This is a genomic window from Psychrobacter sp. GP33, assembly GCF_014119005.1.
GTDB lineage: Bacteria > Pseudomonadota > Gammaproteobacteria > Pseudomonadales > Moraxellaceae > Psychrobacter.
The window spans coordinates 140,038-162,359 of record NZ_JACGYX010000006.1; the positions used below are offsets into that span (position 1 = coordinate 140,038).

The 22,322-nt window shown below is 42.7% G+C and carries 16 protein-coding genes; 7 read left to right on the forward strand and 9 right to left on the reverse strand.

All coding sequences use genetic code 11. The annotated features are described in order from the left end of the window. Positions 1 to 61 precede the first annotated feature (61 nt). Positions 62 to 964 (forward strand): acyl-CoA thioesterase II, encoded by a 903-nt coding sequence (locus H2245_RS09920; RefSeq protein WP_182407237.1) that lies wholly within the window; start codon positions 62 to 64, stop codon positions 962 to 964. 101 nt (positions 965 to 1,065) lie between these two features. Here H2245_RS09920 and mutY read toward each other — a convergent pair whose 3' ends face one another. From mutY to H2245_RS09950, 6 genes are all read right to left on the reverse strand, one after another. Then, a complete protein-coding gene (gene mutY / locus H2245_RS09925; RefSeq protein ID WP_182407238.1) occupies positions 1,066 to 2,328 on the reverse strand; it encodes an A/G-specific adenine glycosylase in 1,263 nt (420 codons plus the stop codon). A gap of 104 nt (positions 2,329 to 2,432) precedes the next feature. Next, positions 2,433 to 3,857, reverse strand: coding sequence for a P-loop NTPase fold protein (locus H2245_RS09930; protein WP_182407239.1), 1,425 nt, complete (start codon positions 3,855 to 3,857; stop codon positions 2,433 to 2,435). A 36-nt stretch (positions 3,858 to 3,893) separates the two neighbouring features. Next, positions 3,894 to 4,850 (reverse strand): ribosome biogenesis GTPase YlqF, encoded by a 957-nt coding sequence (ylqF, locus tag H2245_RS09935; protein WP_182407240.1) that lies wholly within the window; start codon positions 4,848 to 4,850, stop codon positions 3,894 to 3,896. A gap of 191 nt (positions 4,851 to 5,041) precedes the next feature. Next, the gene (locus H2245_RS09940) at positions 5,042 to 8,176 is read right to left on the reverse strand and encodes a DUF2339 domain-containing protein (protein WP_182407241.1); all 3,135 of its coding nucleotides are present in this window, start codon (positions 8,174 to 8,176) and stop codon (positions 5,042 to 5,044) included. A gap of 196 nt (positions 8,177 to 8,372) precedes the next feature. Continuing rightward, the gene (locus H2245_RS09945; protein WP_182407242.1) at positions 8,373 to 9,164 is read right to left on the reverse strand and encodes an SDR family NAD(P)-dependent oxidoreductase; all 792 of its coding nucleotides are present in this window, start codon (positions 9,162 to 9,164) and stop codon (positions 8,373 to 8,375) included. 296 nt (positions 9,165 to 9,460) lie between these two features. Further along, the gene (locus tag H2245_RS09950) at positions 9,461 to 10,198 is read right to left on the reverse strand and encodes a dienelactone hydrolase family protein (RefSeq protein ID WP_182407243.1); all 738 of its coding nucleotides are present in this window, start codon (positions 10,196 to 10,198) and stop codon (positions 9,461 to 9,463) included. A gap of 173 nt (positions 10,199 to 10,371) precedes the next feature. Here H2245_RS09950 and H2245_RS09955 point away from each other — a divergent pair, with 173 nt between their 5' ends. Further along, positions 10,372 to 10,953, forward strand: a complete 582-nt coding sequence (locus H2245_RS09955) for a YcgN family cysteine cluster protein (protein WP_182407244.1) — start codon at positions 10,372 to 10,374, stop codon at positions 10,951 to 10,953. A 10-nt stretch (positions 10,954 to 10,963) separates the two neighbouring features. Here the strand turns inward: H2245_RS09955 and H2245_RS09960 are convergent, their stop codons facing one another. Beyond that, complete coding sequence (locus H2245_RS09960) at positions 10,964 to 12,232, reverse strand: DUF4105 domain-containing protein (protein WP_182407245.1); 1,269 nt, start codon at positions 12,230 to 12,232, stop codon at positions 10,964 to 10,966. 252 nt (positions 12,233 to 12,484) lie between these two features. Between H2245_RS09960 and H2245_RS09965 the strand changes: the two genes are divergently transcribed. From H2245_RS09965 to H2245_RS09985, 5 genes are all read left to right on the forward strand, one after another. Beyond that, positions 12,485 to 13,384 carry a CBS domain-containing protein gene (locus H2245_RS09965; RefSeq protein WP_182407246.1) on the forward strand — a complete coding sequence of 300 codons (900 nt, stop codon included), beginning with the start codon at positions 12,485 to 12,487 and terminating at the stop codon, positions 13,382 to 13,384. Between the two features lie 314 nt (positions 13,385 to 13,698). Beyond that, positions 13,699 to 15,273: an apolipoprotein N-acyltransferase gene (gene lnt / locus H2245_RS09970; protein WP_182407247.1), complete on the forward strand. Its 1,575-nt coding sequence runs from the start codon at positions 13,699 to 13,701 to the stop codon at positions 15,271 to 15,273. 133 nt (positions 15,274 to 15,406) lie between these two features. Then, positions 15,407 to 15,754, forward strand: coding sequence for a hypothetical protein (locus H2245_RS12115; protein ID WP_259365165.1), 348 nt, complete (start codon positions 15,407 to 15,409; stop codon positions 15,752 to 15,754). Between the two features lie 410 nt (positions 15,755 to 16,164). Then, complete coding sequence (locus H2245_RS09980) at positions 16,165 to 17,730, forward strand: peptide MFS transporter (RefSeq protein ID WP_182407248.1); 1,566 nt, start codon at positions 16,165 to 16,167, stop codon at positions 17,728 to 17,730. 296 nt (positions 17,731 to 18,026) lie between these two features. After that, entirely contained in the window at positions 18,027 to 19,844 is a 1,818-nt protein-coding gene (locus H2245_RS09985) for an aminopeptidase P family protein (protein ID WP_182407249.1), read from the forward strand. A gap of 101 nt (positions 19,845 to 19,945) precedes the next feature. Here the strand turns inward: H2245_RS09985 and H2245_RS09990 are convergent, their stop codons facing one another. Beyond that, positions 19,946 to 20,710, reverse strand: a complete 765-nt coding sequence (locus tag H2245_RS09990) for a hypothetical protein (RefSeq protein WP_182407250.1) — start codon at positions 20,708 to 20,710, stop codon at positions 19,946 to 19,948. Between the two features lie 107 nt (positions 20,711 to 20,817). After that, complete coding sequence (gene fabF / locus H2245_RS09995; protein WP_182407251.1) at positions 20,818 to 22,185, reverse strand: beta-ketoacyl-ACP synthase II; 1,368 nt, start codon at positions 22,183 to 22,185, stop codon at positions 20,818 to 20,820. Positions 22,186 to 22,322 lie beyond the last annotated feature (137 nt).

Sequence of the window (22,322 nt, forward strand, 5' to 3'; positions counted from 1 at the left end):
GTATCGCATTGATGTCGGCATGATATGGGATTAGGGATAGAAAATAAGGGAACATGCTGTCATGTCTGATTACTCGCAACTGATCGATGAGCTACTTGCTACTGTCACGCTTATCGAAGTGAGCCCTGATGTATTTGAGGGGCAAAGTCATGATTATGTCGGCGCGCGTATTTTTGGCGGGCAAGTACTGGCGCAAGCGTTGATGGCAGCTGCGCACACGTTGCCAGAGGATAAGCCTTGTCACTCGTTACATGGTTATTTTTTACGGGGTGGTGACATTACTCAGCCCGTTATTTACCAAGTGCGTCGTTTGCGTGATGGGCGCAGCTTATCGGCGCGTCAAGTGACCGCCATTCAATATAAGCAAGTACGGGGACAGCCGCCCGTTGAGCAAGTGATATTTACGATGATGGCATCATTTGCGCCGATGGAAAATGGCTTAGAATATCAAGAGGACATGCCGGTTTATCCACCGCCAGAAGATTTACTTGCCGAGCAAGAGTTAAAAGAAGACTATGTTGGTAAGGTACCAGACGCGCTCAAAGCACGCTTTATGCGCCGTCGTCATGTGGAGATAAAACCCGTCAAACCGCGTGATCCCATTCACCCTGAACCGATGAAACCCAAACAAGCCAATTGGCTACGCATCCGCGAATTGGGTACACAACCACAAGCTATTCAGCAGGCACTGTTGGCATTTTCATCAGATTTTTATCTGGTGGGGACGGGCTTAATGTCGCATGGCGTCAGCTTTATGACCAGTGGGCTGCAAGCGGCGAGTATCGACCATTCGATGCATTTTCATCGTCATTTTGATATGAATGAGTGGCTGCTTTATGACATGTGGAGTGATACCACATCCAATGCGATGGGGCTGAATCATGGTCAGTTTTGGCAAGACGGTAAATTGGTGGCGACGGTACAACAAGAAGGTTTGATGCGTTTGCGTGTGCCTAAATCCTGATTTTTATCCTTTTATAGATAAAGTTATAACTAAAAAAGCGACTCAGAATATATTTTGAGTCGCTTTTTTTAATATCAGGTTAAGCAGTTATGTTTAAATACTTATTCTAAAATCTTGACCATCGCTCGTGGTAAACCAAGGGTTGCTTGTGCATTATCAGCGTTTAACCAATTGATATTAATCTGAGCGGCTTGCAATGCTGTGGTTAATTCTTGAGATTGCTCGGTATTCAAAATTAATAATTGCCGCGTTAAATACCAATGAAAATGGGTCAATGAATGTTTAATTGGTACATCATCTAATAAGGTTTTATTGATGGCTGTTGCGACTAATTTATTTTTATCCAGCCATTTGTTGATAATTTGTTCAGCAGTGGTAAATTCTGCTTCGTAAACCTTTTCATTGCTTGCTACTTTTAAAGACTTCTTATCAAAAGCCTCTGTCTGTTTAGCAGCAATTTTACCCTTGCCATTACCCTCTATTTTTTCTATAAACTCTAACGGTAAACTCCATAAGCCGCCCCAAATGCCATTATCTGGACGCTGTACCCATAATATTTCGGCATTTTTATTTTGAATCAGCAGCGCATTACTAAATTTACTGGGCTTGGGCTGTTTCTTGGCTTTTACTGGATAGTCTTCTTCGCGATTTTGCGCATGTGCCAAACAATCCGCTTGTAACGGACATAACAGGCAAGCAGGTTTGCGTCTTGTACATAAGGTTGCACCCATATCCATCATGGCTTGGGCGAACAATCCGGAATTCTCTATTGGCGTTAAACGCTTCGCCAATGCCCACAGCTCTTTGGTGGTTGCAGACTTGGTGATATCGCCATTTATTGCTGCCCAGCGCGTGAGTACGCGTTTGACATTACCATCACAAATGACGCCATAATGATGCAAGCCCATCGCCATAATCGCGCCTGCGGTCGAAGGCCCAACGCCCGAAATCGCTTCCCAGCCTTCTAACGTTTGCGGAAAATCGCCTGTTTCTTCAATCACAGCAACCAATTGCTTTGCGCCTTTATGTAAATTCCGCGCGCGCGCATAATAACCCAGTCCTGCCCAATGCTCTGCGACCGCATCCCATTCTGCTGCGGCTAAATCTTGCACTGTTGGAAATGATGTCATGAAGCGCGCGAAATAAGGCAGCACAGTAGTTACTTGCGTTTGCTGTAGCATGACCTCTGACAACCAAACAATATAAGGATTGGGCGTGTCAGTCTGGTGCTGCTGCCACGGTAAATCGTGGCGACCGTTTTTGGTGAACCAAGCGAGAAGGCGCGGGGCGAAGGAGTTTAGTGAAGTTTTAGAGTGGTTAAAAGTAGTATCAGAAGATTTAAAAATAGCAGTTAATTGGGTCATAGGCTGTGTTATTCAGTCTTTTAAGATAAGTAATTATACCTTATATGAGTGTTTCCTACGACTTCGCTATGACAAAATTTTATTAAATAACATAACAAAAATAACTACTTAACAATATCGAAAAGTAAGAGATTGTTGACAGTGTGGTCAATATAAGCATGTAAATAACTACTTTCAGAGATATATCCAGAATAACGCTCAGCTTCTTTTTCTAGATCAATTTTGCTTAGCATATTTCTTAGAATTTCATTTCCTTGGTTACTATCACTGTAATCATCTCTTGGAATATGAATATTATTGTTTTCGTTTACTGTATTGAATAATACTAATATTAAACTTCTTACATAGTTTTCCCTAACGACACTAACGTCCCTAGGTAAATATAAGCGTTGGCTACCAACGAATTTAAAAAAGATTTCGCTGTTAACTGTTTTGTCAGATACTTGAATAAGTAAATCTTTATTCAAAATATAAATGAAAGATATAAACACCATGAGAATCTGCTCAACAACAGGTGACTGACTTTGTGCTTCATCTTCAAATATAATTAAAGTCTCTATGCAACGAACAATTTGCTCAATATTTCGTAGCGATAACTTACTGACATTGATAAACGTAGGAATATCATAGATAAAGTTGTTATCTTTAAATTCTTGTGGGATGACTTTACTTTTCTCTACGGTAGTTCTGAAGTGAGTGACATTATTCTCAATTGATATACCTTCAACATCTTTAATAGTAGTCGGAAGATTAATCTGATATTTAAAGAACTTGTATAAATAATCGTGTGAATTAGTTTCACTGCCATAGCTATGTTTGATAGTAGCTTTTAGCTGTTCAGCATTAGTAATTAATATAATTTGTACATTTTCGACGTCGAATACATGCTTGATAGTCTCTAACATCATGACAGCAAAATCAGGACGGCAACGGTCGAGTTCATCAATCAGTAAAATGATTGGATTACTAGACGCAATATCAGTTAATGCGTCTCTTAATGTAGCTAAATTTTTTTCAGCTTCGACTTGGTCTTTGATTAATGATTCAATAGATTGGTCAATAAGAGATTTAGAACCTTCTCTGATTTCATCAATACTATCTGCGAGTTCGTCGGGAATATCAGTAGCATATCTACCAAATGCAAAGCCCAATGCAGCCTTAACCCCTAAACCCGTCACTAAACGCAGATAAGGAATGGCGCTGGCGATAAAATTTTGACGTTTGTCATTATCTTCACCATAGAAGCCAGCCACTTCTGCAATCAGTGTTAAAAGTGGCTCATTGGCATGGTCAGCTTGAAAAGCATTAACATAGCCAATCTTATATTCATTGGGATTATCTGATTCAATGAGGTTTTTAAGTTTAAAGCAAAATTCAGTTTTACCTGTGCCCCATTTACCATCAATGATTAGAGGTGAGACATTAATATCTGAGTTCAATAATTTAATGATTTTTTCAGCGATTGGCTTACGTGAAAACTCGTCTCTGTCATCGAAGGTTAAGGCTTTCATTTCATTATAATCTGTCATCTTAACCCTCAAAGCTATTTATAAAAAAATTTAACCCTACTTCCGATTCTTCCGCGTTTTTAAGCGACGCACGCGTTTTTCTTCTTCCTTAGCCAGTTTCTTTTCCTCAAGCGCAATACGTTGTTCCGCAACGACAGCTTCTTCCGCTTCACGCATATCAGGGGTTTCCAGACTAATACGCCCAATCGTGCCACTGCGCAGCTCATTGACAAGGATTTCTGACATGCGGTAAATATCCACTACGCCACCTTTCTTTAATAACCCTCGATTGCGCCCTGCGATTTCAAAGAACTCCCCATCTGTCTTAGGCAATTCTTCAATTTTATAACGCTCTTTTAACAGTTCAGGATATGCCTGCAACAAATATTCAGCGGTATAACCGGCGACATCATCAAAATCAAATGCCGTATCGCGGATACCACCCGTTGCCGCCAAGCGATAGCCTGAATTGGCGTTTTCAACTTTTGGCCACAGCATACCGGGCGTGTCATAGAGCATGATGCCACCGTCAAGTTTAATCAGCTGCTGCGATTTGGTGACGGCAGGCTCATTGCCCGTTCTGGCAACGGCGCGACCGGCTAAAGTATTAATCAAAGTCGATTTTCCCACGTTTGGAATACCCAAAATCATGGCTTTAATTTGTCTACCGGATTCAGCTTTATTGGGCATGAGTTTTTTGCAAAGCTCAATAATACGGTGTACATCTGCCGCTTTATTATCATCAAAAGCCAGCGCCTTGACTCCATCTTCCTGCTCAAAATAATCCATCCATGCTTGCGTCATCTCAGGATCGGCAAGGTCAGCTTTATTTAAAATTTTAATCACCGGCTTGTCACCGCGCAGGGTGGCGACCATCGGATTTTCGCTGCTATACGGAATGCGCGCATCGAGCACTTCGATAATCACGTCCATTTGCGGCATGATTTCTTTGACTTCATTGCGCGCTTTGTTCATGTGTCCGGGGAACCACTGAATATTCGCTCTCGTATCCATTTGCTGTTACAACCTTTTATTCATAAAATGTGGTTTTTGATAAAATGTGGTGCTTAAAGTAACAATGCGTCGCTTTAAGCAATGACGTTCAGTTTACTACATAAGCCACGTACGGATGCTAAAAAGTAAGGATGCGAAAAAGTGCTCAGGCTGCCATTTCAATTTGTCTTAATGAGAAGTTATTATTCTACTTACTTTACAGACTCATCACGCACAGGTGGCAAAGGGGCTAAATAGCCAATCAGTAAAATCAAACTGCCCGCACCAAGGAAAGAAATCACCCGCCAAATTGCTTCTGTCTGTGACAAATCAACCAAGACCAGTTTTAAAACCACAATACCCAATAAGCCAATACCCATAAACCAAAGCGCACGCTGCTTGTAGCGACTGGCAATAATAGTGGCGAACAGTGCCAGCAACGTCCATAAAATGGTCAGCCCTGTTTGCACTTGCTCGCTGTCCCATGCGTTACCCGCATAACCATAACCAATTCTGCGGTATACGTTACCAATCCATAACGGTGTATCAATAAACGCATGCAACGTTCTGACCAACATACTAGAGCATATCCAAAAACTAATTAACGCCAATACAATCAGTAACGTGTCGCTTTTGCGAATGGCGGAGAATAGGTTTTGCGATTGCATGCCACGTTGACGTAGTAAATGCACGCCCAGTCCGTAAAATACTACCAACCATAACGTCACATCATATAAGTTAAATAAGGGAAAATAGGGCAGTCCCCAAATCACGCCATCGTAGGTGAAGTTGGTAAAAATAACCCAACCTAAAGTGATTGGCACAAATATTTTGGCGCTATTTAGTAGTGCTTCTTGCCAACTAAACCAGTAGAGCGTGCGCCCTGAAGAAGAACTTTCCGTCTGATTATGATTTTGCTGACGATACGTTAACCACAGTCCAGCAAGCATCAGCGCTATGGGTACAAGGATAGTAATAACACCTTTTGAATCGGGCAATTTATAATGTACCAATTCGGCAATAATGATAATGCCTGTACCAAGCCAACTGGCGCTATCGTAGCCTTTTAATTCTGCACCGCTATTGTTATCGGTATAGCCATGCCACGTTTTTAACCATAGTTGTCCAATCACTAGCCAGCCAATGACTAAGGTTATAAATATTGACCAATAAAAGCTTGTCCATTGATAGTCGAATTCATATTTTTGTGGCAATTGACATATCAGTACGGCATAAAATAACAGCAGTAAACTGTGGCTAAATTGTCTGACCTCACGCCACGGACGATATTGATTCACGGCATAATAAATAATAAGAATGGTTAACGTTGCCATTGCAATCAGCGCCGTCGTTGCCAATTGCCAACTGGCAAACCATTGGTCAAAGTCGATGATAAGGACATACAGCAGCCAACCCATCGCGGCTAGCGTCAACAAGCGTATTAAAGCGGGACGTTGCCAAATGATTCTAAACGCTACACTTTGGCTATTGATGCTGGCAAGCCATTGCTGAGCTGCCGTTTCGCTGATACCCAATACTTTGGCATAATCTGGCAGTGCTTGATTGCGGGAAAGCTGATTATCAGTATTATTAATAAGTGAATTATTGATATCATTAATAGGCGAATTGCCGGCACGTAAAATAAAGACGCTGGCAACGGCACTGATGGCAGAAATCGTTAAAGCGAGTGTTGGATAATGGTCGATGCCCATGAAGTTATTCAATAACATAGCAACACTAACGAGCTGCAACACTATACCGAATATGACTGACCACGCCCGTAATGAGCGCCGCCCAAACCAAACCAGTGCCAATCCTTGCACCGACCAACCAAAGGCAATCCATTCTGCGTTTAATGCAAGCGGAATCACCAAGGCTAAAAAGCCAAAGCCTAATGTCAACATCCCTTCGGTAATCAGCGCATAACGCTGACTGCGCTGAATAAACGTCCAGCCAAGTCCTAAATATATCGCAGCTAGAATTGCACTGGTAAGGGTTAAGGCGTGATTAATATCATGCAGTAACGCCGAAAATAAACCAAATGCTAATAAGGGTACAGAAAATAGGAGTCCGATATCAATGGGAAACACATAGCTGGCATGCTGACTTTTGCTATCAATAATTTGCTCAGTATTGCCAGCGGTAATGGGGTTAGCTTCATTATTATCGTTATAAGCAATAATTTGCTGGGCGTAACGGATGACCACAAATAAATATAGCAGCACATGTAGTGCGACTAGCATGACCAATGCCCATCGCTGATTATCAATGATGGGCATTAAGTTTTCAGTCAGTCCCCAATAATATGCCAGCCCAAACGTTACGCCTGCACCAAATAAATTTAGCACTTTCCACGGGCGATAATGGGCGATAACGGCAATGGTAATGTTTAATAATAAATAATAGCTAAATAATACCGTTAAGCTACCAGTGTCTTGACTGGTTAATATCGGCGCGAAAAAACCACCTGACAATGCTACTAATGCCAAAGGAAACGCGTTTTGGCGCACGGCTAAAGCAACAGTCACTGCTGATAATATGCCAAGTGTTATGAAACTTGGTAAGCTGCTCATCACTTGATATACACTATAAGCAAAAAAGGTCGTTAGATATGCCGTTGCCAGCCCCGCACCTTGCAACGTAATGCCATAGGCAAAGCGCTTGGGCACAAGCTTGAATCCCAAACCGGCAAGTGCCAATCCTGACACACCAATCGCTGACAACTTAATACCAATTGGAATTTCGATATATTCACTGAGTAAGCGTAATAACAACACCACGCCAACGAGTAAAACCAATACCCCAACCCGCACCACCAAATTACCACCCAAAAACCAATTTTGAATTGAGTGGAAAAGCGAGGTAACAATCGGAAATGAGCGTTCGTCAGGCTCTATCGGTGTAGTACTGTTTTGATCAGCTAACGGCTGACTGTTATTGGCGAACGGTTGAGTTGCAGGGACTCCTAGAGAGCTAGGTGATGAAGAATCAAGCGGTAACGGTGGCGGCATTGATTTTGCTGTCGATGAAACTGTATCTGCAATAGGTGCTTTGGCGTCAAATATACCTTGTACAGTAGTAGCATTTATAGCAGAAGTTTCACCCACAGTAGAGTTATTGAGTGCACTATCGGCTACAGAATTAGTAGATAAGGAGTGTTGAAGAAGGCTTATATTTTCCTTTCGTTGCTTAGGCGTTTGGTGCTTCAGCTCGTTTTTTAACTGCGCCATATCCTGTTGCAATTGTGCCAGTTGCTGATGCAACCTAATATAGAGGACAATCATAATCACCAGCAAGGTGATAACTGCCAGCCAGCCTAAAGAACCCATCAAAAAATATAGCATCATCCCCACTCAGTCTGTCCGTCCATTGAGTGATAATGACGCTATTTAACAATAAATACAACTTTATCAGACCGAGTCATTAGAAGGTTCAAGGCTCGTATGCGCATAAGCCTCTTTAAATATAGTGATATAAAAAAACATACGGTAGGATAAATTCTACCGTATGCTCATTGGTTAATATTTCTAGGGGTTTCAATAACTATGAAGTAGGCATTTTAGTTTTATAAACACCGCCACCATTGACGGTCAGCTCAGTACCTGTAATCCACGACGCTGCATCACTTAGTAAAAATGCCATGGCATAAGCGATGTCTTCTGGTAGACCGCGCCTTTTGAGCACGATACCTTTGACCACATTATCTATCATTTCTTGAGTATAGCCTGCCTCTTCAGATGAGGCACCATTATCTACCGTCCCGATAATTAACGAGTTAAAGCGCACTTCAGGTCCTGATGCTACCGCCATACTTCTGACCATATTTAGCAAACCCGCTTTGGCAGTGCTGTATTCAATAAATTCTGGCGATGGCGTATTACCGACCATAGAGCCTGAAAATACCACAGAAGCATTATTTTCTTTCTTTAAATGCGGCATACATAAACGGGTTAAATTATAAGCACCTAAGGTATTAAGCTTATAGGCATCTACCATTTTTTCGGTGTTAGATTCCCATAATGGGGTATTTGCGCCCCAACCAACGTTATTAACGACCGCAGATATGTTGCCAAATTTTTCAATAGTCGCATCTACTAAAGCTTCGATTTGCGTCTCTTCGGTGAAATCTGTTTTGATACCTAAAGTAGCATTACCTGTTTCTTTTTCAATATCTGAAGCAATTTGCTGTACTTTTTCTTCATTTAAATCAGCAAGAACAATATTGCCACCAAGTGAGCTTAAAAAGCGTGCTGCCTCGCTACCGATAGCGCCTGCTGCACCGCTAATAATGATCGTCTTATCGGTAAAGTCATATAATTCTTGAATGGTTTTCATAGCTTCTACCTTATTATCGTTTAAAGAATTATCAAGTTAGAGAGTTGGTAAATTAGAAAGTCATTAAGTTAGATAATGATTAAGCAGTTATTCTCATTATATATTAGCGTTTCAATTCCCTACGGCTAGTAAGCTTTTGTAGCGGTTCAATAATAGCAATGAATTTCCATACACACATAAAAAAGCAGAGTAAGACATGCTTACTCTGCTATCAGTTTTTCGTAACGGCTAATGGTAATAACTACTTGTCATTTTTAACCAAAAACTGAATTTAGATTTAAAAATATAGCCTGTAATTAGCCTAAATTTTCTTTCATAAACTCAAGCATGTTTTCCCAACTTTGCTTGGCGGCGGCTTGATTATAGCCCAAGTCTACACCGTTTTTGGCTGCGCGCTCATCTGCTTGCGGGTTGGTAAAACCGTGCTTAGCACCATCATAAACATCAATAGTGTAGTCAACATCGGCAGCATCTAGCTCTGATTTTAGACCTTCTATCGCATCCATTGATACCATCGAGTCATCACGCCCATGAGCGACCAATACCTTAGCAGTGAATTTCTCATCGGCAGGCTGCTTAGGTGATGGATTGCCGTGGAAAGTAGCAACGGATTTTAAAGGCATACCTTCGCGCGCCATATCGAGAACGATTTTGCCACCAAAACAAAATCCGATTGCGCCTAAGTTGTCACCATCAACGGCAAGCTGGTCACTGAAATCATTAAGAATTAAACGGCAGCGTGACATCAGCATGTCTTGATCGGCTAATACTTGCTCCATCCACATATTTGCTTGTGCAGCATCTGATGTTAGCTTGCCTTCACCGTAGATATCCATTGCCACCGCTGTATAACCCGCTTTTGCTAAGCGTTCGGTCACATTTTTTGGATGCTCGACCACGCCCCACCATTCTGGTGCGACTAAAATACCGGCGACGGGTTTGTCGTCTGCAGCGTTTTCTGGTAATGCCACGTAGCTGATAAGCTGAACACCGTCATCTGTGGTGCTGATGAGCTCAAAGGTCTTAATTGACATAGTGTTGTCCTTTTTAGATTTGAAGTTTTCTAGCATGAGTATTATTGATTTAGCTTTATTTATAACGCTTAGTTTGCTTACCCGTACTACCATAACGCCCAACTTAGTCAAAAACAGCTATAATACTGTAACGCTCGTTACCCAAATTTATCTGCCTACCGTTAAGAAAATATATGAATTTAAATTTTTTACAATCTACTCGTACGCCTCAGCCAAGCCCGTTGACTGCGTCCCAAGCAGAAGGCAACAGTCAAGCCAGTATCCAGTCGGACCAGACCGAGTTGCGCGAGCAATTCTGGACGCGTTTTACGCTCGATGAGTTGACTAATAATGAGTGGGAAGCTTTATGTGATGGCTGTGGCAGTTGTTGTTTGATTAAATATATCGACGAAGATGAAGATGGCAACGTGGATGAAAGTCTGGTCGAGTATACCGATGTGACCTGTCAGCTTATGGACTGCGCGACGGGCTATTGCAGGCATTATGCGACACGCCAAGAGCACGTACCAGATTGTATTCAACTGACGATTGATAATCTGCCTAACATGATGTGGCTACCGTCGCACTGTGCTTATAAGCGCTTGTATAAAGGGCAAAACTTACCAAGCTGGCATTTATTATTGACCCAAGATGCGGTGGCAACTCAGCAACAAATGCGTGCTGCCAATGTCGGTGTGGCAGGGCGCTGCGTGACTGAAATCGGTATGGATGATGACGAGATGGAGACGCGTGTGGTTAATTGGGTAAAACCTTAGTTCGTATTCCTTAGTTGGGATTAACGCGTATGGCATGGCGGTCAGCCAGCGGTGGAATCGGAATACCTTGGCGAATTTGCATTGAAAACTCACTGCCATGAATGTTGTTACCGTTATTAAAGCCTTTAACTTTAGGGTTGATGTGCGCGCGCTCATACCATGTATCCATTGACCATGATTGAGCGTTGGTCGCAGACTGAGTGTTGTTTTGAGGACTGGCATCAAGCATGCCTAAATCATAAAGATAATTAGGCAGCCAACCGGATACCCAAATTCGATAATCCCACGGTAGCCGCTCACCACTGACCACACGCGCCATATAAAAAATAATATTGGTACAGTTGCTGGTTAAGGTGTTATACCATTCAGGTTTGGCGTTTAATTCGTCAGCAGCAATTAAGTAAGACTCAAATAATGATTTGACTTCGTGCTGTTGCAGATGGCTGACAGGAAATAAATAGACTTGTTCACCGCGTGCATTACTGCGCGTGTAAATGATATCACGCTCCTCTGAGGCAATTAAGCTCAGCTCATAACGTTTAAAAAAGCCGCCCAATGCTGAAAACGACTCACCGTTTTCTTTACGAATTTCTAGAGAAAACGACAGAGGTCTATCATCTTCAAAGCGAAAACTTACCAAAGTATGAGCAATCAGTGGTCCCATCCAATACGAGTTAATCACATCAACGCCGGATAATTTACTCATATCGACTGTGCGCGTCTCCCAGCGTTCTGTTGCATCATCGCCAGTATGCCAATCAAAGTTCCGAACGTTGGTGAATGTTATCAAATCTGAGTTATTGGCATCGCGCGTATAGGATAATATCTGACCCACTTCTGGTTTCCAGTCGCGCAGTTGTTGCGGAGTGATAGACACAAACCAGCCTGCCCCAGTCAGCCAAACCCCGACATACAATCCGGTCAGCCATTTACTGGCTTTGTTTTTAGCTTGGTTATTAATAAAGGATTTCAGAACTTGTTTCGATAAAACCCGCTTGGGCAAATAGCGTACAGTGAGTAATGCTGTTAATAAGCCAATAATGACAGTCGTTGCAAACCAGGTGACCGTAGAATTTCCACCAAATTGATACCAAATCGCCATCAGCAACCAAACTGCGGACAATATCAATGCCTTGACAATAAAAAACTGCAGCAGATAATATCTCCACGAGTGTGGCCACGAATGTGTCTTTTCTGAGTCATATTGACGAGTGGACGCAAGCGATTGATTCTGAATACGTTTTGTGAATAGGCGTGAAATAAAGGCTCGAGGGGACATAAGGCTCAATGTTATCAATAAAGCTATAAATAATGCTGTCGACCATAGCAAAGTTTGTCCCACACTGACAATACAATTTGGATAAATTTATCGTTGAATGTCGGGTAAGCTTGCGATAAAGTGAAGCTGATTTAAACTGCTTTATTTATTTTTTATCATTAATACCTTTGTTTTATTTATGGTTTTCATCTCCATATATCATGTTGTGTATTATTTAATCCCCATTAACTAAAGAGGTTAACTCACACCACCATGTCTGACGACACTCCCAGCCCGAGTAGTTGGTCGATGCGCGGCTTAAAACGCTGGCTATCGACCGCCCCCGAAACCCGTGATGAGCTGATTAGTCTTGTGCAGCAATCGCGTCAATTCCTAGAGCCTGATACGGTAGATATGTTAGAAGGCGTACTTGATTTGCCAGCGACCCAAGTTCGCGAGATCATGACGCCGCGCCCGCAGGTAGTAGGTTTGCACGAAAGTACCAGCCTTGCAGAAGTGATGGATATCATTCTTGAAACCACCCATTCGCGTTATCCAGTGTTTGATAGCCAAGATGATGATGCGGTCATCGGTATCTTGCTTGCTAAAGACTTGATTCCAATTTTAGTGCATATGGTACGTGATGAAGACGAAAAAATTGCCAGTAAGCGCTTAAAAGATTTGGTGCGCCAGCCGCTGTATATCAGTGAAAACGCGCGCTCTGATACTTTGTTACGCTCGTTGCAGCGTACTCAAGTCCATATGGCAGTGGTCATCGATGAATTTGGTAACTTTGCTGGTATCGTGACCATGGAAGATTTGCTCGAAGAAATTGTTGGCGATATTGTTGATGAGCATGATGACTTTGATGAAGACAGTGATATTAATAATATCGTCGTGCATCCAGAAAAGCCCAATACCTGGCGGGTACAAGCTTCTACCGTGATTGAAGATTGTAATGACGAGCTGGGTAGCCATTTTGATGATACCGATGTCGATACCATGGGCGGGCTGGTCATGCAAACGCTTGGTCATATGGGTGACTTAGAAGGTGAGAGTGTCACTATTAATGACTGGCAGATTACGGTGACAGATGTTGAGGGTCGCTTTATTCAGAATTTAGAGCTGACCAAAGTGGTGCCTGATCAGCATCATCTTATCGGCAGTCATTAACTGGCTATAGATAAATTCATATTTAGAACTTATATAAAAAAACACGACTATGGTCGTGTTTTTTTATGGGCGCTATTTGAGAAATTTAAGCGGTTACAGGCAATTATTCTTACGCACGTGACACTAGCCAGCAATTTTCCCCATTTTTTAGCACAGGCTGTTATGATAGTCGGGTTTAATTTTGGGAGACTTATTTACCACTACTAATCATCCTTGAAGCGAACCCTCAAAGTAAGAAAAGAGGTGTGATTTAACGGTAATAAGTGGGCCTTAAAAGTTGATAAATTTGGATAATTGTTATTTGGATAACTGCTATGCGCCTGACTACGGCTGATTTACAAAAACGTTTGAACCCGAATAAAAATACTTCTAGACCCTTAGCGATCACTTTATTGCTGGCTTTTGCTGCGGGGGCAATATTTTTATGGGCGTTAGCACCGTATGGCTTTTGGCCATTAGCCGTGGTGTCGCCGGCGCTATTATATGCGTTGTTATTGCCAGAGATGAGTGGCAAGCGAGCCTTTTTTATTGGTGAAGCGTACGGTACGGGGCTGTGGTGCGTTGGCGCATTTTGGTTGTATACCTCAATTCATGATTATGGCGATACGCCTGCCTGGCTGGCGCTGATTATGATTGCCCTGATGGGTCTTGGGATGGGTCTTTTTCACGGCTTTTTAGCGCTAGTATTTAACCGTGTGGTCGGCAAGCAGCCCCTATCGTTTGCTGCGCTGTGGATATTGCAAGAATGGATGAAAACGTGGCTGTTTACCGGCTTTCCATGGTTGTTCGTCGGTTATGCTTTCACTGAGCAGCGTTGGTTGTCGTCGCTTGCGCCTGTAGCTGGCGTATTTGCGGTCTCATTTGTAGTAGTATTATTCGGCGCAAGTTTGGTTGAGCTATTCCGTCGTCGCGGTGGTTATATGCTTGCCTCGCTCGCATTACTGGTTATCAGTATCTCGCTATGGCTGATTAATCCGCAGTGGACGAAGCCAAAAGGCACACCAGATTTATCAGTGTCATTAATTCAAGGGAATATTCCGCAAGATTTAAAATGGCTAACTGAATATCAAATAGAAACTCTTAAAATTTATGCAAATTTAACGCGTAGTGAGTGGGGGCGTGATATTGTCCTGTGGCCTGAATCGTCTATTCCGATGTTCCAAGATGAAGCGGTAGGGTTTATTAATGAAATGGTAAAAATGGCAAAAGCCACCAATACCACTTGGATAACGGGTATTCCTTATAAAGATGAAGCGGCATTTAATCCTAAAGCTGATAAGTATCCACCGTTTTATAACAGTGTGATTGCCCTTGGCGCTCAAGCAGATGGCTTGTACAAAAAGCAGCGTCTCGTGCCCTTTGGTGAATATATTCCTTTTGAAGGTATGTTTGATATCCTGCCCAATCTAGCTGGTAGCCAAGATATTATGAGCTATAGTCGTGGTAGGGACAACCAATCTCCGCTACATGTACGTGGTCATAATTTGGGTGCTGCCGTGTGTTATGAGGTGGCGTATCCCGATACCACTCGCAAAAATGCTATTGGTACGGACTTCTTATTAACTATATCTAATGATGCTTGGTTTGGTACGTCTGCTGGTCCCTTACAACATCTACAAATGGTACAAATGCGTGCTCTTGAAAATGGACGCTGGTTTATGCGCGCGACCAATACTGGTGTCACTGCTATTATCGATCATCAAGGTCATATCGTAAAACGCTTGCCACAGTTTGAACGCACTGTTCTACGCGGTAATATTCAAGCGCGCGTTGGCAACACCCCGTTTATGAGTATGGGTCATTATCCCATTTTAATCCTTATCGCCTTGCTACTTTTACTCAGTTATCTCGGTAAACGTGCCAGCGCACGGGCGAATATAGGGCGCTAATGAAGGTAATAGCAATCTTTCGATAGAAGCTTAATAATAAATCCTTTAAATAGTTAAGGGTTTTAACAAATCGGCATAAATTGCGATATAATAGGTTAAAATTTTACATATTTTTGTGCAAGGTGGATCAGGTATGTCAGAGCATATTGTCGAAAACAACCCTAAAAGAGAGTTTATGTTTGCCTTGGGCGGCGTTGGCTTATTTTTAGCAATCGTTTTACTGATTGGCGTTTCAGGATTCTTACGTCCTGCCGGTGAGCACATTACAGCGAAAACTGCTGCTGAAGAAGAAGTACCTGTTGCTACAGCGGCAGCGCCTGCTGCTAGTACTGATGCTGCTGCTGAACCAGTCGCAGCAACCGAGGCTGCTGAAGCTGCTCCTGCCGCAGATAAAGCAGAAGCGCCTGCTGCTAGTGCAGACAGCACGGCTGAAGCAACTGTAGAACCTGCTGAAGCGGATAAAGCCGAAGCAGCTCAGTAACAGCACTTGTTGTATGGTAAGTACTATTCAATTTATTGGAAATAGAATAGTACTTACGATTTGCTAAATGGCAAACAGCGCATATAAAGTGATATAAAGAAAAGACGGCTACTATAGGCCGTTTTTATCATTGCTGATGTTTTATTAAACGATACGTTTATTACCGTTACTATTATTTTTTTATACATTTATAAGCGTGTTCCTATTCATAAAAAGCCCGCCATCATGCTTTGATGGCGGGCTTTTTCGTGGGCACAATTGATAGAGAAGACGAACGAAGCTACCTAGCTGGTATCCATTTTCTTCTTTACATGCTTATGGTCAAATGAAACAATAACCAGCATTTGTGACTGCCCGTGAGTGTTATCGAGGGTTTGGTTATTATTGAGCGCTATATAAAGGAATAGATTATGAGCACGGAATCACAAACAGAAGTTAGTGCTACCGAACTAGCGGCGCTGGAAAATGGGTTTATGGGGCATCCAAAGCCGTTACGACCGTTGTTTTTTACTGAGATGTGGGAGCGGTTTTCCTATTATAGTATTCGCCCGCTATTAGTACTATTTATGGTAGCAACTGTAGGTAGCGGCGGCTTTGGGTTCGATGAAGCCACTGCGTCAGCTATCTATGGTATTTTTGCCGGCTCACTTTATTTAGCTGCGGTTCCCGGTGGTTGGTTGGCGGACAATTGGCTTGGTCAAGAGCGTGCCCTATGGTGGGGCAGTATTATTATTGCACTTGGTCATTTGTGTATTGCGCTATCAGCTATTTTCGGTATGACGCTGTTTTTTGTCGGTCTAATATTCATTGTGCTCGGTTCAGGTTTATTTAAAACCTGTATTTCAGTGATGGTGGGTGCTTTATATCCCAAAGGCGATTCGCGCCGTGATGGTGGTTTTACCTTATTCTATATGGGTATCAATATCGGCGCGTTATTGGCTGCGCTTATTGTTGGCGTGTTCAAAGAAAAAGGCATGTGGCATGTTGGCTTTGGAGTCGGCGGTTTGGGTATGTTGGTATCCTTGCTAATTTACCGTTTTTCAGCCAAAAAAACCTTAAACCATTATGCTCGAGCCAAGAACATTAAACCCGAATGGGAACATTCGAATAATCATTTTAGCAATGTGGGTCGCTGGGTAGCAGGCTTTATTGCGTTGCTAGCTGTGCTTGTTGTGTTGGTGGCAACGGGCACCATGCCATTTGCGCCTGAGATGGTGGCAGAGTATATGACTTATATTATTGCTGCCGTGGTTCTGTTGTATTTTGTGGTTATGTTCCTATCACGCCGTCTCGATAAAACGGATAAGCTGCGGTTATTGACCTGCTTGATTCTGATTATTGGTTCAACGCTATTTTGGTCAAGTTTTGAGCAGCAGCCAACGTCATTTAACTTATTCGCTGATAATTATACCGACTTAAATGTCCTTGGTTTTGAGATACCCAGTATTTGGTTTCAGTCTTTAAATCCGCTGTTTATTTTACTATTAGCCCCAATTGCGAGTATTATTTGGGTTAAGCTTGGCAATCGTGGGCTTGAACCAAATAGCATGACCAAGTTTGCAATGGGCATGCTATTAGCGGCGGCAGGTTTTGCATTGATGATATTTGCTTCTAAAAGTATTTTGACCAATGAAGGCGGCTTGGCATCACCATTATGGTTGGTCGGCAGTTTATTTCTGCTAACCCTTGGCGAGTTAGCACTTAGTCCGGTTGGGCTATCGGCAATGACCAAACTTGCCCCAAAAGGAATGCAAGGTCAGATGATGGGGCTGTTTTTTGCTTCTGTGGCGCTGGGCAACTTAGTTGCCGCATTCTTTGGTGGTCACGTCTCCGCGGATAAAATTGAAGGGTTGCCCGGTTTATTCACCACCATGACGGCATTTTTGGTCGCCACTGCAATATTATTACTGGTTTTATCCAAGCCTATTAATAATATGCTTAAAAAGAGTGAGCAAGCCGATCAGCTTAGTCAGTAAATGCTTATAAGTAGCTGACGTGACCTTAAAAAATAATTAAACGTGTTACCATAATCGGTAGCACGTTTTTGCTTTTATCGATGCAAATAGTATCAATACGCTATTGAAAGCTGATACTTCGCCCAAACATCGTATAATACGTTTTTAGAATAATTGTAATAGTAGTGCTCTATTAAAAGAAGATTGTGCGATTGAAAGAAATTTTAATAGAACACAGTGCTTATACAGCGGTTGTGCTTTTATACCGTAAAGCTAAACCAAGTAATACCTTCAAGCAATCAATAAGGAATACCCCAATGAATAAGCAAAACATTCATGATCGCATCAATAAGCTACGTCAAGCGTTGGTCGAGCAAGACTTGACTGCCATCATTGTTCCATCAGCCGATCCTCATTTATCTGAATATTTGCCGGAGTATTGGCAAGCGCGCCTATGGTTATCAGGGTTTACTGGTTCAGTTGGGACGTTGGTGGTGACCGCTGATTTTGCAGGATTATGGACAGACAGTCGCTATTGGGTACATGCTGCAGCGCAATTAGAAGACACAGGCATTAGCTTGGAAAAACTTGCACCCGGTCAGCCAAATCATATTGATTGGTTAGCGGCACACTTGCAAGAAGGGGATAGCGTGGCAGTCGATGGTAATGTCTTGTCAATTGCTGAGCAAGACCGTCTGTTAAGCGCTTTTGATGACAATGAGATTACATTAATAACCGACCGTGATGTGCTTGCCGATATTTGGAGCGATCGTCCAGCATTACCCGTTGCCCAATTGTATGAGCATAACGCTCAATTTGTTGCTCAGTCAGCGGCTGAAAAACTTGCTGCGGTTCGAGATGGTATGGCAAAAGCAGGCGCAACGCATCATTTGTTATCTAGCCTAGATGATATTGCATGGCTGACCAATCTGCGCGGTGCAGATGTGGATTACAATCCGGTATTTTTAGCGCATTTATTAATTGATACGGAAAATGCGACTTTGTTTATTGACAATAATAAAGTCAGCTCAGAGATTGCGCAACGCTTGCAAGATAATGGCTTTACCCTTGAAGATTATGTGGTGATACAAGATGCCTTAGGGGCACTTACCCCTGAGGATTTATTGTTGTTGGACCCAAGTAAAGTGGCAGTTGGTACATTATCAAAAATGGTCGACGATGTTGGCTTTATTGAGCAAATGGCGCCCAGTACTTTGCTAAAGTCAGTCAAAGCCGATGCTGACATTGACCATGTGCGTGAAGCGATGCGTCAAGACGGGGCGGCGTTGTGTGAATTTTTTGCTACGTTTGAGCAGCGCCTTGCCAGTGGCGAGCGTCTCAGCGAGCTTGATGTCGATAGTATGTTAATTGACGTCCGCAGCAAACAACCACATTACGTCTCTCCAAGCTTTCCAACGATTGCTGGTTTTAATGAAAATGGCGCATTGCCGCATTATCGTGCCACGCCAGAAAACTTTAGTCATCTAGATGTGGCGGATGGCGAAGGCGGCTTGTTACTCATTGATTCAGGCGCACAATATCAAAACGGCACGACAGATATCACGCGCGTGGTCGGTATTGGGCAGGTTAATGACGCGCATAAACGCGACTTTACCACGGTATTAAAAGCGCATATCGCTTTAGCAAAAGCGCATTTTCCTGATGGTATTGCCTCACCATTGATTGATGCGATTTGCCGCGCGCCACTTTGGCAAGCTCAGATGGATTATGGTCATGGCACCGGTCACGGCGTTGGCTACTTCTTGAACGTTCATGAAGGTCCACAAGTGATTGCCTATAGTGCCAGTACACCAAAAGAGCGCGCGATGAAAGCCGGCATGATTTCAAGTAATGAGCCTGGTCTGTACCGTGAAGGACAATGGGGCATTCGTATCGAAAACTTGATGGTCAATACGCGTGTTGCAAATCCAGCCGAAACTGCGTTTGGCGATTTCTTAAACTTTGAAACCTTAACTTATTGCCCCATTGACACCCGCTTGATTGAACCGGCATTATTAACGCAAATTGAAAAAGACTGGCTCAATGAGTATCATAGCCAAGTCTATATCGAGCTTAATAATCGCGTGACCGGTACGGCGCTTGAATGGCTTACTGAACGTACCCAAGCTATATAAGTTTATAAGCTATAAATAATAAAAAGCACCGGATAAATAATTTATTCGGTGCTTTTTTTGCGCGTTATATAATTAGACAATCAATAATATATATAAATATATTATTGATTATTACTACTGTCGGATAACGTCGCTTGCTCGCTAAGCTGGCGGCTAATCTCAGCGCGTAACCACGATTTTAAATCTTCAGACAGTTGCGCCATTTGCTCGCTTAAATAATCATCAATATGCATGCCAAGCTCATGAATAAAGGCTTCATTGTCCTTACTCAGTATTGGTGTTTTGACTAGGGTATCTGTTATGGGCGTGTGCTTTGCCGTATCTGCGCTGGCATGCAGTTGTAAAGCCGAGAGAACCTTGTCTTTATTGCTATTCACATGACCTTTACTAGGACCAGTCTTGGTTGTATTTTCAGTCACTTCAACAATGCCACTACTATCATTTAAAGTACTTTGCTGTTCTTGTTGCTGTCTGTCAGTATCTTTGTCATTACTGATAGTATGGTTGTCTTGCACTTCTACTTTTACTTCCGCATCTTTTTTCTCTTGTGCCTTTTTTTCTTCGGCTTTTCTGTTTTCTTCTTTTTCTATCTCTTCCGCTAAACGTTGTTCATCAGCAAGTTGCTGCGCATCGGCAATAGCTTTAGCGGCGGACAGCTCAGCATAATGCGCGTCATATAGCACTTTTATATGAGCATCAAGGTCAGGTTCATTAAAGCTAAAATCGGTAAGTTCGGTATCAGGTTGCAATAGTTTATTGATGTCTGTCAATTCTTGCACAATCGCTGCCCGTACAAGCTTTGGAGCTTGCGTCCAATGCTTGTAGAATTGATGAGAAAATGAGTAGCTTGACATGATATGTTCCATAGGGTTCCAAAAATTACCCCCTATCATACGCAAGTATAATAAGGGGCTGCAAGGGGACAAACGTAGCAACATTAAAATCAATCTGATGTTAATAACATTGCTTAAGCTTAGGGCCAGCGGGCAAAAATAAGTGAGCCGTTAGTACCACCAAAGGCAAAGCTATTCGAAATTCCGTAGTTTAGATTCTCAACTTTGCGAGAGTGATTGGCTACATAATCAAGATTGCAGTTTTCTGAGACATTCTCAAGGTTAATCGTTGGCGGTACATGCTGATTTTGTAGTGTTAGTACCGTAAATATGGCTTCAATCGCACCAGCAGCACCTAGCAAATGACCAGTCATTGATTTGGTTGAGCTGACTAGAATAGTGTCTTTAACAGACGCAAACACATTTTCGATAGCGATAGATTCCGCCACGTCGCCAACTGGTGTACTGGTACCATGAGCATTAACATAACCAACTTGAGAGGCCTCGATACCCGCATCGTTAAGTGCATTTTGCATAGCACGAGCAGCACCGCTACCATCTTTTGGCGGTGAGGTAATGTGACTGGCATCTTCACTCATACCAAAACCAACGATCTCAGCCAGTATAGTCGCGCCACGTGCTTTAGCGTGAGCAAGACTCTCTAATACCAGTATACCTGCGCCGTCTCCCATAACAAAGCCATCGCGGTCTTTGTCAAAAGGTCTTGATGCTCGTTCCGGCTCATCATTACGTGTAGATAATGCTTGCAACGCGCCAAACCCTGCCATACCAATTGGCGTTGAACCTTTTTCGCTACCACCAGCAACCATCACATCCGCATCACCATAGACGATCAATCGTGCCGCCAAACCTATCGCATGAGTCGCTGTCGTACATGCAGTGGCTGTCGCTAGATTAGGACCTTTAAGCTTGTGTTTAATTGCAACCAAACCTGCTGCCATATTGGCAATCGTACCTGGAATAATAAATGGTGAAACTTTTGTAGGACCTTTAACACGTAACACTTCGCAGCTACGTTCGATAGTCTGAATACCGCCAATACCTGACCCTAAAATGACACCAAAGCGTTCTTGATCAACGTTCTGTACCGGCGCTTCATCAGTAGTTAATTTATTAATAAAGCCGGCATCTTTTAATGCCATAGCTGTAGACGCTACTGCATAATGCATAAACTCATCATAACGGCGTGCATCTTTGGCAGTCATGTACTGACTAACATCGAAGTCTTTAATTAAGCCTGCAAACTGAGTTCGGAAGCCTTCAGTATCAAAATCAGTGATCGGTGCGATACCACTTTCACCATTTAATAAGCGTGTCCATGTGCTCTCGACGTCTAGACCTAGCGGGGTAATCGCCCCCATTCCAGTAACTACCACGCGCATATCATCAGGGCGCTCGTAATGAGGCGGCTTTTGACGCGACTTTTGTTGTGACGCTACATTAGCAGCATCTGCTTGCGATGTCAGTGAATCGTTGTGTTGGCTCATGCAATATATCCTATACTTTGCGGTCCTAAAGAAGGTCTTACAGATGTCGTATGATTATTATGCAGTGCAATACACTGTGTTACTTATAGCGTTATATCGACATTTTGACGACCATTATAAAGCACATAAGTGTACGC

Bases quoted from the DNA above. Each gene is read 5' to 3' on its own strand.
- H2245_RS09920 (WP_182407237.1), top strand. From the start codon at position 62: ATGTCTGATTACTCGCAACTGATCGATGAGCTACTTGCTACTGTCACG.
- mutY (WP_182407238.1), bottom strand. From the start codon at position 2,328: ATGACCCAATTAACTGCTATTTTTAAATCTTCTGATACTACTTTTAAC.
- H2245_RS09930 (WP_182407239.1), bottom strand. From the start codon at position 3,857: ATGACAGATTATAATGAAATGAAAGCCTTAACCTTCGATGACAGAGAC.
- ylqF (WP_182407240.1), bottom strand. From the start codon at position 4,850: ATGGATACGAGAGCGAATATTCAGTGGTTCCCCGGACACATGAACAAA.
- H2245_RS09940 (WP_182407241.1), bottom strand. From the start codon at position 8,176: ATGATGCTATATTTTTTGATGGGTTCTTTAGGCTGGCTGGCAGTTATC.
- H2245_RS09945 (WP_182407242.1), bottom strand. From the start codon at position 9,164: ATGAAAACCATTCAAGAATTATATGACTTTACCGATAAGACGATCATT.
- H2245_RS09950 (WP_182407243.1), bottom strand. From the start codon at position 10,198: ATGTCAATTAAGACCTTTGAGCTCATCAGCACCACAGATGACGGTGTT.
- H2245_RS09955 (WP_182407244.1), top strand. From the start codon at position 10,372: ATGAATTTAAATTTTTTACAATCTACTCGTACGCCTCAGCCAAGCCCG.
- H2245_RS09960 (WP_182407245.1), bottom strand. From the start codon at position 12,232: ATGTCCCCTCGAGCCTTTATTTCACGCCTATTCACAAAACGTATTCAG.
- H2245_RS09965 (WP_182407246.1), top strand. From the start codon at position 12,485: ATGTCTGACGACACTCCCAGCCCGAGTAGTTGGTCGATGCGCGGCTTA.
- lnt (WP_182407247.1), top strand. From the start codon at position 13,699: ATGCGCCTGACTACGGCTGATTTACAAAAACGTTTGAACCCGAATAAA.
- H2245_RS12115 (WP_259365165.1), top strand. From the start codon at position 15,407: ATGTCAGAGCATATTGTCGAAAACAACCCTAAAAGAGAGTTTATGTTT.
- H2245_RS09980 (WP_182407248.1), top strand. From the start codon at position 16,165: ATGAGCACGGAATCACAAACAGAAGTTAGTGCTACCGAACTAGCGGCG.
- H2245_RS09985 (WP_182407249.1), top strand. From the start codon at position 18,027: ATGAATAAGCAAAACATTCATGATCGCATCAATAAGCTACGTCAAGCG.
- H2245_RS09990 (WP_182407250.1), bottom strand. From the start codon at position 20,710: ATGGAACATATCATGTCAAGCTACTCATTTTCTCATCAATTCTACAAG.
- fabF (WP_182407251.1), bottom strand. From the start codon at position 22,185: ATGAGCCAACACAACGATTCACTGACATCGCAAGCAGATGCTGCTAAT.